The sequence below is a fragment of the Lampropedia hyalina DSM 16112 genome, from assembly GCF_900129055.1.
Taxonomy (GTDB): Bacteria; Pseudomonadota; Gammaproteobacteria; order Burkholderiales; family Burkholderiaceae_C; genus Lampropedia; species Lampropedia hyalina.
In genome coordinates, this window is the sequence record NZ_FQUZ01000017.1 from 39,369 (window position 1) to 57,906 (window position 18,538).

At 60.3% G+C, this 18,538-nt stretch carries 19 protein-coding genes and 2 tRNA genes; 12 read left to right on the forward strand and 9 right to left on the reverse strand.

Features of this window, described 5'->3' with window-relative positions; all coding sequences use genetic code 11:
• Positions 1–517: 517 nt before the first annotated feature.
• The 8 genes from BUE21_RS08270 (at position 518) to BUE21_RS08305 (ending at position 8,336) form a co-directional block, all read left to right on the forward strand.
• A complete protein-coding gene (locus BUE21_RS08270; protein WP_234971089.1) occupies positions 518–721 on the forward strand; it encodes a hypothetical protein in 204 nt (67 codons plus the stop codon).
• Positions 722–750: 29 nt separating this feature from the next.
• A complete protein-coding gene (locus BUE21_RS08275; protein ID WP_084523047.1) occupies positions 751–2,079 on the forward strand; it encodes a pyridoxal phosphate-dependent aminotransferase in 1,329 nt (442 codons plus the stop codon).
• 106 nt (positions 2,080–2,185) lie between these two features.
• Positions 2,186–3,535 carry a homoserine dehydrogenase gene (locus BUE21_RS08280; protein WP_073356217.1) on the forward strand — a complete coding sequence of 450 codons (1,350 nt, stop codon included), beginning with the start codon at positions 2,186–2,188 and terminating at the stop codon, positions 3,533–3,535.
• Positions 3,536–3,604: 69 nt separating this feature from the next.
• Positions 3,605–5,053: a threonine synthase gene (gene thrC / locus BUE21_RS08285; protein WP_073356218.1), complete on the forward strand. Its 1,449-nt coding sequence runs from the start codon at positions 3,605–3,607 to the stop codon at positions 5,051–5,053.
• Between the two features lie 109 nt (positions 5,054–5,162).
• A complete protein-coding gene (locus BUE21_RS08290) occupies positions 5,163–6,761 on the forward strand; it encodes a Na/Pi cotransporter family protein (protein WP_073356219.1) in 1,599 nt (532 codons plus the stop codon).
• 82 nt (positions 6,762–6,843) lie between these two features.
• The gene (locus BUE21_RS08295; protein ID WP_073356220.1) at positions 6,844–7,407 is read left to right on the forward strand and encodes a DUF2975 domain-containing protein; all 564 of its coding nucleotides are present in this window, start codon (positions 6,844–6,846) and stop codon (positions 7,405–7,407) included.
• Between the two features lie 8 nt (positions 7,408–7,415).
• The gene (locus tag BUE21_RS08300) at positions 7,416–7,649 is read left to right on the forward strand and encodes a helix-turn-helix domain-containing protein (RefSeq protein WP_073356221.1); all 234 of its coding nucleotides are present in this window, start codon (positions 7,416–7,418) and stop codon (positions 7,647–7,649) included.
• Positions 7,650–7,691: 42 nt separating this feature from the next.
• Positions 7,692–8,336: a hypothetical protein gene (locus tag BUE21_RS08305; RefSeq protein WP_073356222.1), complete on the forward strand. Its 645-nt coding sequence runs from the start codon at positions 7,692–7,694 to the stop codon at positions 8,334–8,336.
• 303 nt (positions 8,337–8,639) lie between these two features.
• On the opposite strand, the gene BUE21_RS08310 is transcribed toward BUE21_RS08305, so the two are convergent.
• The 6 genes from BUE21_RS08310 to BUE21_RS08335 form a co-directional block, all read right to left on the reverse strand.
• A tRNA-Ser gene (locus BUE21_RS08310) sits at positions 8,640–8,730 on the reverse strand.
• 13 nt (positions 8,731–8,743) lie between these two features.
• Positions 8,744–8,817 (reverse strand) — tRNA-Cys (locus tag BUE21_RS08315).
• 70 nt (positions 8,818–8,887) lie between these two features.
• Complete coding sequence (locus tag BUE21_RS08320) at positions 8,888–9,742, reverse strand: metal ABC transporter permease (RefSeq protein WP_073356223.1); 855 nt, start codon at positions 9,740–9,742, stop codon at positions 8,888–8,890.
• Positions 9,732–10,634, reverse strand: a complete 903-nt coding sequence (locus BUE21_RS08325; RefSeq protein WP_327068725.1) for a metal ABC transporter permease — start codon at positions 10,632–10,634, stop codon at positions 9,732–9,734. The genes BUE21_RS08320 and BUE21_RS08325 overlap by 11 nt, the downstream gene beginning before the upstream one ends.
• Complete coding sequence (locus tag BUE21_RS08330; RefSeq protein ID WP_084523049.1) at positions 10,631–11,572, reverse strand: manganese/iron ABC transporter ATP-binding protein; 942 nt, start codon at positions 11,570–11,572, stop codon at positions 10,631–10,633. Before BUE21_RS08330 ends, BUE21_RS08325 begins: the two co-directional genes overlap by 4 nt.
• Entirely contained in the window at positions 11,569–12,594 is a 1,026-nt protein-coding gene (locus BUE21_RS08335; protein WP_234971090.1) for a metal ABC transporter substrate-binding protein, read from the reverse strand. Before BUE21_RS08335 ends, BUE21_RS08330 begins: the two co-directional genes overlap by 4 nt.
• Before the next feature lie 225 nt (positions 12,595–12,819).
• On the opposite strand from BUE21_RS08335, the gene mntR reads away from it, so the two are divergent.
• From mntR to BUE21_RS08355, 4 genes are all read left to right on the forward strand, one after another.
• Entirely contained in the window at positions 12,820–13,317 is a 498-nt protein-coding gene (mntR, locus tag BUE21_RS08340) for a manganese-binding transcriptional regulator MntR (protein ID WP_073356252.1), read from the forward strand.
• Positions 13,318–13,462: 145 nt separating this feature from the next.
• Positions 13,463–13,720, forward strand: a complete 258-nt coding sequence (locus tag BUE21_RS08345; RefSeq protein ID WP_073356225.1) for a DUF2789 domain-containing protein — start codon at positions 13,463–13,465, stop codon at positions 13,718–13,720.
• A 74-nt stretch (positions 13,721–13,794) separates the two neighbouring features.
• A complete protein-coding gene (locus BUE21_RS08350; RefSeq protein WP_073356226.1) occupies positions 13,795–14,118 on the forward strand; it encodes a thioredoxin family protein in 324 nt (107 codons plus the stop codon).
• A gap of 17 nt (positions 14,119–14,135) precedes the next feature.
• Positions 14,136–14,372: a 4-oxalocrotonate tautomerase gene (locus BUE21_RS08355; RefSeq protein WP_327068739.1), complete on the forward strand. Its 237-nt coding sequence runs from the start codon at positions 14,136–14,138 to the stop codon at positions 14,370–14,372.
• A 21-nt stretch (positions 14,373–14,393) separates the two neighbouring features.
• Here the strand turns inward: BUE21_RS08355 and BUE21_RS08360 are convergent, their stop codons facing one another.
• The 3 genes from BUE21_RS08360 to BUE21_RS08370 all read right to left on the reverse strand — a co-directional run bounded on the left by BUE21_RS08360 (position 14,394) and on the right by BUE21_RS08370 (position 18,504).
• Positions 14,394–15,623, reverse strand: a complete 1,230-nt coding sequence (locus tag BUE21_RS08360; protein ID WP_084523063.1) for a DUF445 domain-containing protein — start codon at positions 15,621–15,623, stop codon at positions 14,394–14,396.
• 237 nt (positions 15,624–15,860) lie between these two features.
• Complete coding sequence (locus BUE21_RS15115) at positions 15,861–16,286, reverse strand: TonB-dependent receptor (protein ID WP_268767830.1); 426 nt, start codon at positions 16,284–16,286, stop codon at positions 15,861–15,863.
• Between the two features lie 37 nt (positions 16,287–16,323).
• A complete protein-coding gene (locus BUE21_RS08370; RefSeq protein ID WP_084523051.1) occupies positions 16,324–18,504 on the reverse strand; it encodes a TonB-dependent receptor in 2,181 nt (726 codons plus the stop codon).
• Between the last annotated feature and the right edge of the window lie 34 nt (positions 18,505–18,538).

Below are 18,538 nucleotides of genomic sequence, written 5' to 3' on the forward strand. Positions count from 1 at the left end.
TGGACAAGCCAGATTGACCAATCAAACGGGGGCGGCCCGGACCGCGTGGAGGTGGTGCCAGGTCGATGGCTGGGAGGGTGGATTGCAGGCGGTACACGTCCAAGCTGGAATACCGCCGAACTTCGCGCTGCAAAATTTCGTGCACAGTCATGGGCGCATCCCCCAAGCGAGAATGGCCAGGAGAGCCACGGAGCCGACAGCGTTGATGATGAGAATGGGGTGGAGCATGGCGAGACCATCAATCGTAGGTAACGGCCAGGTGGCAGGTAATGCGCGATCAACATCACTCGGTTGCCCTTAGTCCCCCGAGCTGGGGAACGTCCTGTTGGTCCACTGGCTGGCCGGAAAACCACTCAACATGAATGGTGCATGGACGATAAACTGGAAGCACTCATGTTGAGTGCATAACCACTCTACATGAGTGGAATATTGACAAAATGGAGAAAATATGCAGTCAACTATCAACTTGCTAGATAGGGCCGAGCAAGTCAAGCCGCTAGCGGCATGGACAAAAGAAATGAAGCTCTCTGGAAACGTGCTCTATACAGCCCGATTGCGTGGCCGGTTAAGCCCGATACTGGCAGGAGCCATAGCAGAAAAGCTGGGGGAGGATGTGCAGCACTGGATCACGGTTGCCGTGCTGGAGACAGAGAAGGAATCAGGCGCACTGGATCACCTGAAGAAGACAGCCGACCGCTGGCTGAACAAGGTAAACTCATAGGTTTTCTTCCCAACTTCCGAGGCAGCACCATGAAGCCTATCCACAAGTCCGCCAAGCTGGCACACGTTCTCTACGACATTCGCGGGCCGATTGTCGATCAGGCGCGCCGCATGGAGGACGAGGGTCAGAAAATCATCAAACTCAACATCGGCAACCTGGCCGCCTTCGGCTTCGATGCCCCGGAGGAAATCCAGCAGGACATGATCCGCAACCTGCCCACCTCGGCGGGCTATTCGGACAGCAAGGGCGTGTTCGCCGCACGCAAGGCCGTGATGCACGAGACGCAGAAACAGGGCATCGTCGGCGTGACGCTGGACGATATTTACCTGGGCAACGGAGCCAGCGAGCTGATCGCCATGGCCACCAACGCCCTGCTGGACGATGGCGACGAGCTGCTGCTGCCCGCGCCCGACTACCCGCTGTGGACGGCCGTGACCAACCTGTCTGGCGGCACACCCGTGCATTACCTGTGCGATGAGAACAACGGCTGGGCACCCGATCTGGACGACATCCGCCGCAAGATCACACCACGCACCAAAGGCATCGTCGTCATCAACCCCAACAACCCCACGGGCGTGATCTATCCGCTGGAAGTCCTGCTGGAGATTGTCGCCATTGCCCGCGAGCACGGGCTGGTCATCCTCGCCGACGAAGTCTATGACAAGGTGCTGTACGACGGCCACACCCACACCGCACTGGCCAGCCTCTGCACCGATGTGCTGACGCTCACCTTCAATTCGCTGTCCAAAAGCTACCGCTCCTGCGGCTACCGCGCGGGCTGGATGATCGTCTCCGGCGACAAAAGCATGGCACGCGACTACATCGAAGGGCTGGACATGCTGGCGAACATGAAACTGTGCTCCAACGTGCCGGGACAATGGGCCATCCAGACCGCGCTGGGCGGCTACCAGAGCATTCACGAACTCACCGGCACGGGCGGTCGCCTGCGCCGCCAGCGCGACCTGGCCTACGAGATGATTACCGCCATTCCCGGCATCACCTGCGTCAAGCCCCAGGCCACGTTGTACATGTTCCCGCGCCTCGACCCGCAGGTCTATCCCATCCACGACGACCGCGAGTTCTTCCTGGAGCTGCTCAAGGAAACCCGCGTGATGCTGGTGCAGGGCACGGGCTTCAACTGGCCCAGCCCCGACCACTTCCGCATCGTATTCCTGCCGCACGAGCCAGACCTGCGCGAAGCCATCGAGCGCATCGGCCGCTTCCTCGCCAAGGTGCGCAACCGCCATGCGGCGCAGAAGGCCATTGCCACCCCGGTGACTGCCGCCCAGGGCAAGGCCGCCAAAGACAGCACGACGGTAAACAGCACCACTGAGAAAACCACCAGTCCGGCTTCATAATGGCAAACCCTCCTCGCCACGGCGAGGCAAAACCCCACGCGGTGGCACGGCCTGCCGGGACACAGGCCACCGTCCCCTTTCGACTTCTCAACCGATCACTGACAACATGAAAAACATTCGCGTAGGACTTTTGGGCATTGGCACCGTAGGCGGCGGCACATTCGAGGTATTGCGCCGCAACCAGGACGAAATCCGTCGCCGGGCCGGCAGCGGCATCGTCATCACCGCCGTGGCCGACCTGAACGTGGAGCGCGCACGCAGCATCGTCGGCGACGACGTACAAGTGGTGAGCGATGCCCGCCAGATCATTGCCAACCCCGACATCGACGTGGTCATCGAGCTGATCGGCGGCTACGGCATTGCCAGGGAACTGGTGCTGGAAGCCATTGCGGCAGGCAAGCACGTCGTCACCGCCAACAAGGCCCTGCTGGCCGTGCATGGCACCGAAATCTTCCATGCGGCGGCACAAAAAGGCGTGATCGTCGCCTATGAAGCCGCCGTGGCCGGTGGCATCCCCATCATCAAGGCCCTGCGCGAAGGGCTGGCCGCCAACCGCATCGACTGGGTGGCGGGCATCATCAACGGCACGACCAACTTCATCCTCTCGGAAATGCGCGACAAGGGCCTGAGCTTTGCCGAAGTGCTCACAGAGGCGCAACGCCTGGGCTATGCCGAAGCCGACCCCACATTCGACATCGAAGGCGTGGATGCGGCCCACAAGATCACGCTGATGAGCGCGATTGCCTTCGGTATTCCCGTGCAGTTCGACAAAGCCTATGTGGAAGGCATCACGCAACTGCACCGCCCCGACATCCGCTACGCCGAACAACTGGGCTACCGCATCAAGCTGCTGGGCATTGCCAAGCGCACCGCGCAGGGCATCGAACTGCGCGTTCACCCCAGCCTGATTCCCGCCAAACGCCTGATCGCCAGCGTCGAAGGAGCCATGAACGCCGTCGTCGTGCACGGCGATGCCGTGGGCACCACGCTGCACTACGGCAAGGGCGCGGGAGCCGAGCCGACGGCCAGTGCCGTGATTGCCGATCTGGTCGATATCGCCCGCCTGCAAGGGGCAGATGCCGTCCACCAGGTGCCCGCCCTCGCCTTCCAGGCAAGCAGTCTGACCGCCGCCAGCGACAACCTGCCCGTGCTGCCGATGGATGACATCGTCACCGGCTACTACCTGCGCGCCCGCGTCGCCGACGAGGCCGGAGTGCTGGCCACCATCACCCGCATCCTCGCCGATGCCGGCATCAGCGTTGATGCCATGCTGCAACGCGAATCCGACGAAGTGAGCGAATTCAGCGAAAACGCCCCGCACAAAGCCCAGACCGACCTCATCATCCTCACGCACGACACCCGCGAAGGCACGCTGAACCAGGCTCTGACACAAATCCAGCAACTGCCCAGTGTGCTGGCTCCCATCGTGCGCATCCGCAAGGAAGAACTCAACTGACCTCCTCCCCTGCACGGCACGGCGGTCGGGCCTGAGCCGACTGCCTGCCCTGCACACCCGGAACCCGACATGCTGTACCTCTCCACACGCGGCCACCCCGACCGCAAACACTTCTGCGACATCCTGCTCGAAGGGCTGGCTCCCGACGGCGGCCTGTACCTGCCGGAACACTACCCACAGGTGGGCGACCAACTCGCACGCCTGCGCCAGGTCTGGAACACCCAGGGCTATGCCGCGCTGGCACATGAAATCCTCTCGCTCTACATCGACGACATTCCCGCCGACGACCTGCGCCGCATTGCCGAGAAAACCTACACCGCCGAAGTGTTCGGCACCGAAGCCATCACCCCGGTGCGCCCGCTGGAAGCCGGGCTGTGGGTCGAAGGCCTGTCCAATGGCCCGACACTTGCCTTCAAGGACATGGCCATGCAGTTGCTGGGCAACCTGTTCGAGTACGAACTGGGCCGCCGGGGCGCGGAACTGAACATTCTGGGCGCGACCTCCGGGGACACCGGCAGTGCCGCCGAGTACGCCATGCGTGGCAAGCGCGGCGTGCGCGTGTTCATGCTCAGCCCGCACGGGCGCATGAGTACCTTCCAGCAGGCGCAGATGTTCAGCCTGCTCGATGCCAACATCCACAACATCGCCATCGAAGGCGTGTTCGACGACTGCCAGGACATCGTCAAGGCCGTCAGCAACGACCTCGCCTTCAAACAGCAATACCGCATCGGCACCGTCAATTCCATCAACTGGGCACGGCTGCTGGCACAGGTGATCTATTACTTTGCCGGCTACTTTCAGGTGACACAGCAGGACAGCGAGAGTGTCTCGTTCACCGTGCCCAGCGGCAACTTCGGCAACATCTGCGCAGGCCATGTGGCGCGACAAATGGGCCTGCCAATTGCGCAACTGGTGGTTGCCACCAACGAAAACGACGTACTCGACGAATTCTTCAAGACCGGCATCTACCGCCCCCGCAGCAGCGCGGACACGCTGGAAACCTCCAGCCCTTCGATGGACATCTCCAAGGCCAGCAACTTCGAGCGGTTCGTGTTCGACCTGCTGGGCCGCGATGCCGCCGCACTCAAGACCCTGTTCGCCGACACCCTGCCACGCCAGGGCTTCTTCGACCTGAGCGCAGATGCCCGCTTCCAGCAGGCACGCCAGCAGTTCGGCTTCGTCAGCGGCAAAAGCACCCATGCCGACCGCCTCGCCACCATCCGCAGCGTCTGGCAGCAATTCCAGCAGGAAATCGACACCCACACCGCCGATGGCGTGAAAGTGGCGCGCGAACACCACGATGCCGCCAGCCCCGTGCCGATGATCGTGCTGGAAACCGCGCTGGCCGTGAAATTCAGTGCCACCATCGTGCAAGCCCTGGGCCACGAACCCTCGCGCCCCGCGCAATTCAACGGCATCGAGCAACTGCCACGCCGCGTGCAAGTATTGCCCGCCAGCGTCCAGCAGGTGCAGCAACTGATCGTGCAGACCGTGGCCACACCGGCAGCCGCTTCCTGAAGCTCGCTACCTAGCCCGCACACGGGGTTCATCCCCTCCCACCCAGCCCTGCATTGCGGCACAATGCAGGGCTTTGTTTTTGCAGAATTTTTCGGGAAGTCAGCACACCATGTTTTCAGTCATTGGCGGTCTGGCGGGCGGCATCGGGCTGTTCCTGCTGGGCATGATCCTGCTGTCCGACAGCTTCAAGGCGATGGCGGGTGAATCGCTGCGCGGCTGGATGGCGCAGTTCACCGGCACCCCGCTGACCGCCATGCTCACCGGCATGGGCGTGACCGCGATGGTGCAGTCGTCCACTGCCACCACCATGGCCACCATCGGCTTCGTCAGTGCCGGGCTGCTGGGGTTTCACAACGCCATCGGGGTCATCATCGGCGCGAACATCGGCACCACCAGCACCGGCTGGATCGTCGCCCTGCTGGGCATGAAGTTCTCTGTCTCCAGCCTCGCCCTGCCCTTCATTGCGCTGGGCGCGCTGATGAAACTGCTGGGCAAGGACAAACTCGCGCTGGCCGGGCTGGCACTGGCAGGCTTCGGGCTGATCTTCGTCGGCATCGAATACCTGCAAGTGGCGATGGCCGGGCTGGCAGAACAGGTCGATCTGTCGCGTTTTGCAGGCGATGGCTGGGGCACGCGGCTGGTGCTGGTGCTCATCGGCATCGTCATGACCGTGCTGCTGCAAGCCTCCAGTGCCGCCGTGGCCGCCACGCTGGCAGCCCTTTCCAGCGGCACAATCGACTTCTCGCAAGCCGCCGCACTGGTCATCGGCCAGAACATCGGCACCACCGCCACCGCTCTGCTGGCCGCCGTGGGTGGCTCGGCCAGTGCCAAGCGCACCGCCTTGGTGCATGTGCTGTTCAACCTGGGATCGGCGGTGCTGGCATTCTTCGCCCTGCTGCCGCTGTCGGTACACCTGCTGCGCCTCTACCAGCAGCACTGGGGCGCACCCGATCTGGCTCTGGCCCTCGCGGCGTTCCACTCCGCCTTCAGCATCCTGGGCGCACTGGTGTTCATGCCCCACACCGTCTGGCTGGCAAGGTTGGCCACCCGGCTGATTCCCGAATCCGCACCACCCGGCCTGCGCCACCTCGATGCCTCGCTGCTGAGCGTGCCCGCGCTGGCCATTGCCGCTGCCGAAGACACCGTGCGCATGGGCATTGCCGACACCTGCCACCTGCTGGCGCGGCGCATTCAGGGTGAGCCGGTGGCCAGCAACATCAGTGGCATGGGGCTGGAGAAGCTGCTGATGGCCGTGGACGACTATCTGGCCCGACTGCCAGTGCCCCAGTCCGCCAGCGACCAGCAGCGGCTGGTCTATCTGCTGCAACTGCTGGATCACACCCGCGTGCTGCGCGACGACCTGCAAACCATCGGCCATGTGCAAGCCCTGCGCCAGCAGCCCGCCCTGCTCCACCTGGGCTTGAAACTCGCGCCGGTACTGGAGCGCAGTGCCCAATGGCTGGCCGATGGCCTGCCCCTGCGTGAAGACGTGGCCGAAGAACTGCGCCAGATGAGCGAATGGGTACACGAACAGCAACCCACCGCCCGCCGCGAAGTGGTGGAACAGGCCGCCAGCTACACGATCTCCGCCGCCATGGCACTGGAGCAACTGGCCGCACAACGCTGGCTGGAGCGTCTGGCCAAGCACGTGACCCGCGTGGCCGAAGCCCTGGGCAATGCAAGGGCCGCACACGGAGATGCGGCATAAACCGCTCTCAAGAAGAATAAATTTATTGTTTTACTTTAATTTTTCAATACAATACAGCCATTAATTCATCAAGGAGTTTGTATTGTCTTCCGATCGCCTTCCCATCCTGAGCCAAGGTCTGGCCACCCTCACGCTGTGGCTGATGATCGCCATGCTGTGCCTCAATGCAGCGGTATGGCTGGTGCCAGCCTGGGGCACGCTGCCTGGGCAGCATGGCTTTGACTTCTCCCTGTCCGACCGCTTGATGGCCATGCTGGCACTCGATCCTGCCGCCCTGCCCCCGTGGCAACGCCTGGGTGCGTTGCTGCTGTCCAGCATCCCGCTGCTGGTCATTTCGCGTGGCTTGCTGCATCTGCGCGCCCTGTTCCAAGGCTACGCCAGCGGCCTTTATTTCTCGCCACAATCCGCAACGCACATGGGTGGGCTGGGCCACTGCGTCGCCTTGTGGGTGCTCTGTGACTTTCTGTGCGAACCGCTGCTGACCGTCTGGCTGACATTCACCCAGCCGCCGGGAGAACGCCTGCTTTCCGTCAGTCTGGAACCCAGTGCCGTCGTGGCCTTGTTTCTGGCGGCCTGCGTCGTCGTGATTGCGCGGATTCTGCGCCGCGCCAGCGACCTGCACGCCGAAAACCAGCAATTCATCTGAAGCCCCCAATGCCGATTGAAATCACCCTCGACATCATGCTGGCCAAACGCAAGGTCAAATCCAGAGACCTGGCCGCCGCCATCGGCATCACCGAGCAGAATTTGTCACTGCTCAAGCAAGGCAAAGTCAAAGGCGTGCGACTGGGCACGCTCGAAGCCATCTGCGAATATCTGGATTGCCAGCCCGCAGACTTGCTGCGCTACTGCCCAGCTCCAGAGAGCCGGGCAAAGTCTGAACCATAGCCGCACCCCGCAATGGCTTTGCCCACCTCACCCAGGCGCAGTATGGCAATTGCTGCCCTGGCGGTCACTGCATTGCATGGCCTGCTGCTCTATGCCATGTTCAGCCACTGGCCCCACACTCCGATGGCCAACACCATTCCAGAAGCCATCGCCCCACCGGTCATGCAACTGGCGTTGCTGCCACCACCTGCACAGGCCCGGCCAATCTCCAGCCCCATGCCGGATGCCAGACCCGCACCGCTGCCCACGCGCCCCACCGAAGCCCCACGGCGAAAACCAGCACCGCGCACTTCGGCCACACCTTCCGCCAGTCCGAAACACGCGGCATCTCCCACAACGCCCCTTTCGGCACCACTTCCACCAAAGACAACACCAACTGCGGCCTCTGCGCAGGTTCCACCCCGTTCAGCAAGCCAGGCCAAGCCCCGCTTCGACCTGAACCACCCCTCCACCCAGCAGTCCCTGCAAGCCATAGGCCAACGTTCGCCCTCCCTGGCCGAACAGGCCAACACCCAGCTGCATGGCCAGCACCACGCCACGAACCGCCGCGACCAAGAACTGAGCCAGAAGCTTGCACAGGCCGCCAAAGGCGATTGTGCCAAGGGCGAATTCACAGGCGGCAACATGGGCCTGCTGAGCGCGCCCTTCCTCGCCGCAGCCATGCTCAATGGAGACTGCGCGCGGTAAGCAGCCTCTGCCCAAAATTGAGGGAATCAGGTAAAGCGAAGCAATACTACGAACACTGGAATGACAAAACCAATTTGGGCTGTTCACGCTGTATGAGCCAGATGAAGGATTCCAGAAATCACAAAACAGTTGGCAGATTTTTGAACATGATGCAATACAGGCAAAAAACACGATGATTTTTGGCCGATAGCCATACGGTAACGCCCCTGTGCTCAATTGCAAAAAAGGCCCCAAACGTAGAAAAGCCCCAAGAGCATTTTTGGATGCTGCTGGGGCTTTTCGTACTGCTTTGACAAGCAATTTTGGCGGAGAGGGCGGGATTCGAACCCGCGGTAGGCTATTAACCTACACACGCTTTCCAGGCGTGCGACTTAAACCGCTCATCCACCTCTCCAAAATCTTTACTTTGGAGGCGCGGCCCGGAGTCGAACCGGGCTAACCGGATTTGCAATCCGGGGCATAACCGCTTTGCTACCGCGCCTTGGGGTTTCTGCAATTTGCAAAGATGCGCATTATAGCCTGATTTTTCTCCTTGGAAAGGCAATGCGTTTTCAACCACGCACTTCCGGGTGAATGGTCGTGCGGGTGCGGTGTTTGTGCCATGAGGTCAGGCACAGGGTCAGGATGAAAATCAGGCTCAGCAACACGACAATGGTGGGGGCCGGCGCGCTGTTCAGATAGAAACTGAGGAACACGCCTGCCACCGCCGCCAGCAAGGCAACGCCGCTGGCCACCAGCAGCATCTGGCCAAAGGTGCGCACGATCAGAAAGGCAATGGCTCCAGGCGCAATCAGCAATGCGATGGAAAGCACAATGCCCACCGCCTGCAATGCCCCCACCACGGCCAGCGAAACCGCCGCCAGCAGGCCGTAGTGCAACCAACCAGTGGCCAGCCCGGCAGTGCGGGCCTGCACGGGGTCGAAGGCGTGCAGCAGCAGGTCTTTCCATTGGAAGGCGATCCAGAGGCTGATGACCAAGGCAATGCCGCCACTCTCGAGCAGGTTGCGCCAACCGCTGCCCAGAATGTCTCCAAAGAGGATATGGTCCAGATGCACGTCACTCTCTATCCACACATACAGTAACAACCCCAGCGCGAACATGCCGGAGAACACCACGCCCATGACGGTGTCCTGCTTGATGCGGCTGTTCTCGTGCAGATAGCCGGTGGCCAGGGCACAAACCATGCCCGCTGCAAAAGCCCCCACCGCCAAGGGCAGGCTGAACACATAGGCAAGGACCACGCCGGGAAAGACGGCATGGGAGATGGCATCGCCCAGCAGTGCCCAGCCCTTGAGTACCAAAAAGCACGAAAGCAGTGCCGTGGGAATGGCAACGATGGCGGCAATCGCCAGGGCAAAGCGCATGAAATCGAACTGGAGCGGCAACCAGAGCCATTCAGGATTCATGTCTGGCTCCCGTTCCAACAGGTGCAACGGATGCAACAGGCCGTATGCCCACTCTGGCACGCCGCCGTGCCGCCAGCAGCCCATGCTTGGGAGCGAGGATAAAGGCGGTCAGAAAAATCAGGGTTTGCAAGAGGACGATGATGGCCCCGGTCGCACCATCCAGAAAGAAGCTGGCATACGCGCCCAGCAGGCTGCTGATCGTGCCGATGCCGACGGCAATCGCAATGACATGGCCAAAACGGTCGCTGAGCAGGTAGGCTGTGGCTCCGGGTGTGACGATGAGTGCGATGACGAGAAACGCCCCCACGGTCTGCATGGCTGCGACGGTGCAGGCAGAGAGCAGCGCGAAGAACAGGATTTTCAGAACCGTGGGATTCAGCCCTACGCTGCGCGCCTGGGTTTCGTCAAAAAAAACCAGCATGAGGTCTTTCCATTTGACCAGCAATACCAGCAGGCTGCCCAGACCGATGATGAGCATTTGCCGGGTGTCGCCCGGTGTGATGGCCAGGATATTGCCCAGAATGATGGTCTGGATGTTCACACTGGTGGGCGAGAGCGAGACCATGAACAGCCCCAGCCCGAAGAAGGCACTGAAGATCAGCCCGATGATGGTGTCTTCCTTCAGCCGGGTGTGCTGGTTGAGGAACACCATCGCACTGGCCGCCAGTGCTCCGGCAAAGAAGGCTCCAGCCGAGAAAGACAGACCCAGCATGTAAGCCCCTGCCACTCCGGGAACGATGGCATGGGAAAGCGCGTCACCGATCAGCGACCAGCCCTTGAGCATCAGAAAGCACGACAGGAAGGCGCAAACCCCGCCAATGAGGGCCGAAACCCACATGGCGTTGAGCATGTAGCCGTAGCTGAACGGCAGCAGCAAAGTATCGATCATCATGGCGCATCCGAATGGGAAGCTGCGCCCTGCCCTGCCGCCAGCCCCCGCACGGAGGAGCGACCATCGAGCAGCACCAGCGGGCGTTCATCATCGGTCATGATGCCCACGACCGTGCCCTCGGGATGGTGCTGTTGCTGGGGCAGGTCGAAGTGGCGCAGTACGCCACCAAAGGCTTGTTCCAGGTTGTCGCGGGTAAAGATTTCGGCGGTCAGGCCGTGGGCCAGCACCGTGCGTTTGACCAGCACGGTGCGATCACAGAATTCCGGCACACTGCCCAGATTGTGGGTCGATACCAGCATGACGCGACCTTCCGCACGCAATGCCTTGAGCAGTTCGATGATGGCTTCTTCGGTTTTGACATCCACGCCTGTGAATGGCTCATCGAGCAGAATCACCTGCGCCTCCTGGGCCAATGCGCGCGCCAGAAAAACGCGCTTTTTCTGGCCCCCGGAGAGTTCACCAATCTGGCGTTTCTCGTAGCCTTGCATGTTCACGCGCTGAAGTGCCTGGCGTACCACATCATGGTCATGCGGACGCGGACGGCGCAGAAAACCCATGTGCCCATACCGCCCCATCATGACCACATCCTTCACCAGTACCGGAAAGTTCCAGTCCACTTCCTCGCTTTGCGGCACATAGGCGATCAGGTTGCGGCGCATGGCCTGGCGGGCGGGCTGCTCCAGTATGGTGATGCTGCCCTGCGACAGGCGCACCAGCCCCATGATGGCCTTGAACAACGTGGACTTGCCACTGCCATTGACCCCCACCAGCGCGGTGATGGTGCCAGTGGGAATCGCAAAGCTGGCATCGGCCAGGGCCGTGAGGCCATTGCGATAGGTGACGCTGACATGCTGCACGCACAGCCCGGCCCCACCCCCTTCGGGCACAGTCCCGAAGGCAGGCACTCCGGTGGCAGATGAAGGGCTGGCATCCGTCACTTCGACAACCCCTTGGCAATGGTTTCCGAGGTCACGGTGAGCAGGTCCAGATAGGTGGGCACCGGGCCTGAAGGTTCGCTGAGCGAATCGACGAACAGCACACCGCCATAGTGGATGCCGGTCTCGCGGGCCACTTGCTGCGCAGCGGCAGGCGAGATGGTGCTTTCACTGAAAATCGCCGGGATGTTCTGGGCACGCACCGTGTCGATCACCTTGCGCACCTGCTGCGGTGTGCCCTGCTGGTCGGAATTGATCGGCCAGAGGTACAACTCCTTCAGGTCGAAGTCTCGTGCGAGATAGCTGAATGCCCCTTCGCTGGTGACCAGCCAGCGTTTTTCCGGCGGCAATTGCGCGAGGGAACCCTGAATGGGCTGAATGCGAGCGCGGATTTTCTCTTTGTAGGCTTCTGCATTGGCCTGATACGTTGGGGCATGGGCAGGATCGTGCTGGACCAGTGCATCACGGATATTGTCCACATAGATCAATGCCGAAGTCGGCGACATCCAGGCATGGGGGTTGGGTTTACCGTTGTAGGGGCCTTCGGCAATGCTGATGGGCTCGATGCCCTTCGTCACCACCACGCCGGGAACGTTCTTCAAACGCTGAAAGAACTTCTCGAACCACAGCTCCAGCCCCATGCCATTCCACAGAATCAACTGGGCGTTCTGGCCCTTGACCAGATCGCCAGGGGTGGGCTGGTACTCGTGAATCTCGGCACCAGGCTTGGTGATGGATTCCACGATGGCGGCATCGCCTGCCACGTTCTGCGCAATATCGGCAATCACAGTGAACGTGGTCACAACCTTGAACTTCGGCGCAGACTGCGCGGTGGAACGCCCCTGGGCTGCGGCATCGGTCACAAGCCCTCCCAAGGACAAAGCCGCCACGGCAGCCCATGTCCAATGCAGCAAACTGCGCCGCTGCGTCTGGGATACCGACATGCTGGCGACCACTGTACCGACCTGCGTACCACTGCGATCAGTCTGAGGGTTGCGGGAAATGCGAGGGATGGAAAACGCCATTGAATGCCTCCGTACAAGCCAAGAAAACACCGACCCCGTGAAATATATAGCCAGTGCTAAGAAAAAACAAGTATAGCATCAGCTAATTTTCTGCTGCTATAACCCGCCCATCGGTGCTGTTACTATTGCACCTGCGCAGGCTTGCCTCACACTGTGGCCATCTCGCGCCAGCCATGCCGTGTGGCACTGCCAGCAGCCATTTCCGCAGACCCACACCCCATGAACATGAATACAAAACCAGAACATACGCCCCCTTCTTCCCACCTCGCCGTACAGATGCAGCAGGCCGCCCTGCGGGCAGAAGGCTTCCAACAAGTACGCGAAGCCCATAAACAGGAACTGGTGGAAGACTACGTAGAGCTGATTTCAGACCTGCTGCTGGAAATTGGCGAAGCCCGGCAAGTCCAGATTGCCGAACGACTGGGCGTGGCACAACCCACGGTGGCCAAGATGCTCAAGCGACTGGAGGGCATGGGCTATGTGGTGCTGCGCCCCTACCAAGGAGTGCTCCTGAGCGCGGAAGGCGAAACCCTCGCACAAACCAGTCGCGAACGGCATCAATTGGTCGAATCATTCCTGCTTGCGCTGGGCGTCGATGAAGACAGTGCGCGCCGCGATGCCGAAGGACTGGAGCACCACGTCAGCAAGGCCACACTGGCGGCCTTCCAGCGTTTTCTGGACAGCCATTCGCTGCCCGAAAACCAGTCAGGCCATTCCACGTAACCCAGACACGGCAACTGCCACACGCCCGCCCCGTGAATTCCAGCACTTCACACTACAGTGCAAGACGGCATAATGTCTGTGAGCCGGGCAGACCATCCTTAACCCTGCCCCTTCCTGGTTACCTCAATTCTCAAAGGAGCACACGATGAGCGATGCCGTACCACGAATGACCAACCTGTTTCTGCAACTGGGACTGGATGCCAGCGAATCTGCAATTGCCAGTTTCATCAAGGCCCACCAGTTGCCTGCCGATGTCTCCCTTTTGGAAGCCCCCTACTGGAGCGAGGCCCAGCGTCAGTTTCTGGCCGAGCAGATCAAGGCCGATGCCTCCTGGACCATCGTGGTCGATCAACTCAACGAGTCCCTGCACGAGGATGCCGTGAGGGCACAAACCGGCATTTGAGATGCCTGTTCCCAGCCTGCGCTGCCGCACCGTGTGTCGCGTGCAAGCAGGCTGGCAACCCAGCGGAGCAACCTATGCTGCACTACATCGACAGCCCGCTGAGCGCGGCAGAAGTGTCCCGGATGCCCGGTCTGCTTGCTCTGGAGTTCGGCAACGGCTGGTGTGGATTCTGTCAGACCAGCGCCCCTGCGATTGCCGCTGCCTTGCAACACCGACCCGACATCCGGCACATCCAGATTGCCGATGGCAAAGGCAAACGCCTGGGAAGGCATTTTGGCGTGAAGCTCTGGCCCACGCTGATATTCTTGGACGATGGCCTTGAAGTGGCGCGTGTCGTCCGCCCCGATCAGAGCGAAACCGTCAGCCAGGCCATTTCCCGGCTGCGCACAGCCGACTGAAACGGATTTTTCCACTCATTCACCACGATACTGCAAGGAGTCTTGGCATGCCGATCTACCACATTGAAATGATGGAAGGCCGAACCCCCGAACAGAAGCGCAAACTGGTGGAGGCCGTCACCCGCGTGAGTGTGGACATTCTGGGCGGCTCCCCCGAAGCCGTGCATGTGCTGATCCACGAAATCCCCCGTGACAACTGGGCGACCGGCGGCCAGTTGTGGTCGGAACGCAAGCCGTCATCATCCCCGCGCTGAGCACGCGCTCCACCAGCCGCCTCACCACCACGCCTTCACCCATTCGGTGAGACTGTAGATGGTCAAACCGACCAGACCACCCACGAGCGTGCCGTTGATGCGGATGTATTGCAGATCACGCCCCAGGTGTTCTTCTACCTCACGCACCAGTTCGCGTGTATCCCAGGCACTCACTCGCTCGGTCACATACTTGCGAATGGCGGGGCGGTAGTGATCCAGCACCTGCGGTACAAGCTGCTGAATCTGGGCATTGAGCCAGTGTTGCAAGGCTGGATTGTCCTGAAGCTGTTGCCCCCACTGCGAGCACAGGCGTTCCAGCCCTTGGCGCACGGTGGAATCAGGCCGGTTCAGGTCATGGTCCAGCCACTGGCGCAGGTCATCCCAGATTTTCAGCAAATATTCCTGCAAGGTCGGGTGATTGATGATCTGCTCGCCCATTTGCGTCACCTGGGCACGCAACACCGGATCGTGTTCCAGTCGCTGCACCCACTCGTGCACCGCCTGATCAAAACGCTGGCGCAGCGGGTGCGCCGGGTCTTCTCCCATCTCCGCCACATTGCGTGCCACCGCCGCCACGATCTTGCGGGTGGTCAGGCGAGCGGCAGCCTTGTCCAGAGCCAGATAGCGCAAGGCTCGCAACTCCTTGGCAATCGCTTCGCTGATATGCTGCTGGGTCGCTTCACTGTCCAGCAACCTGGCCAACGCCACCAGCACCTCATCGAGCAACTCCTGATGGCGATTATTGGTGGTCAGGCTGTTGAGCACGACCCGGGCACTGCCGGAAAAATCCAGTTGCTGGAGTGCCGCCTTGGCATTGCGGGCAATGAAAGTCTGCACACTCGCCTCATCCAGGGCGTTCAAACCAAAGCGCGTCGCCGCTATCAGGGGCTGTGTCCAGGCCTGCACCTGGGCAGGCTGTTGCAACCAGTGTGCCAGCCACGCGGCACCATCCCAGTCGCGCAAACGGGCGCGTACCGGCTCCGTCGCCAGAAAATTCTGATCCAGGAAATCGGCAAGCCCCTGACCGATGCGATGCTGGTTGTTGGCAATCACCGCCGTATGGGGAATCGGCAAGCCCATCGGATGGCGAAACAATGCCGTGACCGCAAACCAGTCCGCCAAGGCCCCCACCATTGCCGCCTCAGCACACGCCGCCACATATCCCCAGGCACTGTGCTGCCCCTCCAGCACAGTGGCGAGGATGTACACCAGCGCAGCAGCAAACAGCAGAACGAGAGCAATATTTTTCATGGTGGCATTTTCGTTCTGAAAGCGCGTGCACGATCCGGCCATCGCCGCAGGGCGATCACGCCAAGGCTGCATACTGCATCAATAATCGATTGCGCCTGAAAAATCGGAAATTCTTGCAGCTGCGTACCCAGACGATGAAAGCGTTTCAGAGTGAAGCTTTATGTGAATGCTCCAGCATAGCAGCAGGGATTTCAGTTTGCCATCATGCTGAACCAATGTCGCATTTTCCCGGACACCTCAATAGTGCCAAGTGACCGTTGCGCGCACCATCCGTCCCGGCGCGGGCAGTGGCCAAGATGCGCTGGAGCCGGCTTCAAAGTAGTAGCGGTCAGCAACATTGCGGGCACTCAGGCCGAAGTCGAAATCCTTCCACTGATAGTTGGCAAACAGATCATAGACCTCGTAGCCACGCAAACCATCGTAATCCCAGTTGGTGCCGCGCACCACAGTCGCATTGGTGCCGATCGTCAATTTGCGGTCCAGCAGACGCACGCCCAGGGTCAGGTTGTGTTGGTGTTTGGCAGGCGAAAACTGAGAATACAAATCGCCCCAGCCACTATTTTCTTTTTCGCAGAATGGTTTGCCGCGAACTCCACAGTAAGTCGTTTCCAGGTGCCGTGCATAGGCATAGGTGGCAAACACCACTCCGGTGTCGTAATCCATCGATGCCTCGTAACCACGCATCTTTGCATTGCCAATGTTATGCAGGGGGGGCAATTCCGCCGAATCCGGTCAGAGTGGTCGCTGGAATGCCGTGGATATAGTCACCGATGTCATTATCAAAGTAGACCAGCTTCATACCGAATCGGTCTTCGGCACGCAACAGGCTCCGATGCAGCACATTGACACCCAGTTCCGTGTTCCTGGACAACTCCGGGCGCAACACCCCGGGGCCTGCGCAGTACCATTGCGTGTCGCCGAATATGCCTTGCCGTGTCAGCCACTGCCCGCAACTTCCAGAGCTGTTCTCACGCGCACTGGGAGCACGCCAGCCCTTGGAGCGGCGCATGAACACCTGCAACCATTCGGCAGGCGACATGGTAATGCCTGTCTGCCAAGACAGGTCGGAGGCACCTTTTTCAAAATCACTGTTCCCGTCCAGGCTGGCTTTGTAGTCGTTGTGGCGCAGACCACCATCCAGCATCAGCCAGTCCGTGGCCTCGATCTCTGCATGTCCAAACATGCCCCATTCTGTGGTGCGCATACCGTTTACCGAGGTATTGCTTTCAATCTCTTCGCGCTTGTAGTTGCCGCCGACTTTCAACGTCAAATCCATATCACCCAGCAAAAACATACTGGCATTGGAAATGCCTGCGCCGATGGCATCGGTCTTGATATGGGCTGCCGCATCGGTTGGCATGGCACTGCTGCCTGAACCATTGGTCCAGTTGTTCTCCACCGTATCAACAGCCCAGACTTCAGTTTTCAGATCAAACAGCGGATTGGCAGGCTTCCATGTGTATTCCAGCCCGTAACGGTCTTGCTTGCTATGGCTGGCAGGCTGGTAGATCGACTGATAGTTGTACTTGACATCGGGTATCTGTGAACTGGGATTGCGATGCTGCACATAGGCACTCTCGGTTCGGTTGTAGCGTGCCTCGACGCGCTGCTCACCGAAATGAAAACCCGCCTTGGCCAGCCAGCTTTCGGTGTCGTTGTAGGTTCCGTACACTTCCTGGCCAGGTTGGAAGTAGGAAAATCTGGCGGGCGTGCCATCCCAGTAATAGCCACCATTGGTTTCGTAGTCTTCGCCGAGTTCGTAGCCACTGGAGCCGGCAGCGTAGTTGCCACTTTGCCGCTTCGAATAGCCTGCCATCAGGTCGATGAACTCAACCGGTTTCCACGCACCGATCACACTGCCGGATCGGTTACTTCCAGGAACGTCGGTGCCTTCTGGCACAGGCTGGAAGGACTGCATGCCATAGGTATAGTTGCGGACAGTCAGGTTATCCAAACAACTCTGGGTGAATTGCCATGACGTGGTTACACCCGTACGATTATTCGTCCGGTGGCATTGTTGGGAGCTGTTTACATTTCCACTGTTGTTGCCCAACATGCCACGCATGCGAATGCCCCAGTTCCGGTCAGGATCGGTAATCAAGTCATCGGCACTGAACGTCCGCAAGCCAACGGTGCCGCCAAAACCGCCACTTTCCAGGCCTGGCCCCTTCTCCACCGCGATGCCAGCAACGAAGTCTGGATCAATGTAGTTGTGACTGCGTGCAGCGGTATAGCTCATCTGGCTGCTAGTGGCGGAGTCGGAACCATCCACCAGCACCTTGACCCGCCCCTGCCCTTGCAGGCCACGGATATTGAGGTCGAAACTCACGCCAGAATAGGCATTGGCCATCTGCACGCCGGAAATGGCGCGAAACAACTCGGAAGGCGTGGCCTGCGGAACCCGATCCAACGTCTCACGGCCCACATAGGTCACAGAACGCGCCTCGGAATAGCCCGCCCACGAACCCGAGTCCGGGACGCTGCTGCTTACCACCACTTCATCAAGTACCTGGTTTGCCGCCTTGGCTGCTGGCAACTCACGGCGAATCACCACTTCCGCACCGTTGATCGCCCCAGCCAACCCTGTGCCTGCCAGCAAACGATTCAGGGCTTGTTGCGCTCCCAGGCTGGCATTGATGGCAGTCGAGGTTTTGCCTGCGACCAGGGACTGCTCCACGGCAATCTGCACACCCGTTTGCCGTGCCCAGGCATTCAGCGCATCACCCAACGGCTGGGCTGCAATTTTGATGTTTTGCACCTTGTCACCACCGGCCATTGCGGCAGATGCAACCGCTGTGGCTTGCGCCCAGATGACAGGTGAACCCAGCATAAGTGAAACAGCCAATGCCAGTCTTGCTGGCCTGAATACCAAGTGAGTCATCTCACCTCCTAAAAATTAACAGGTTCAAGAATTG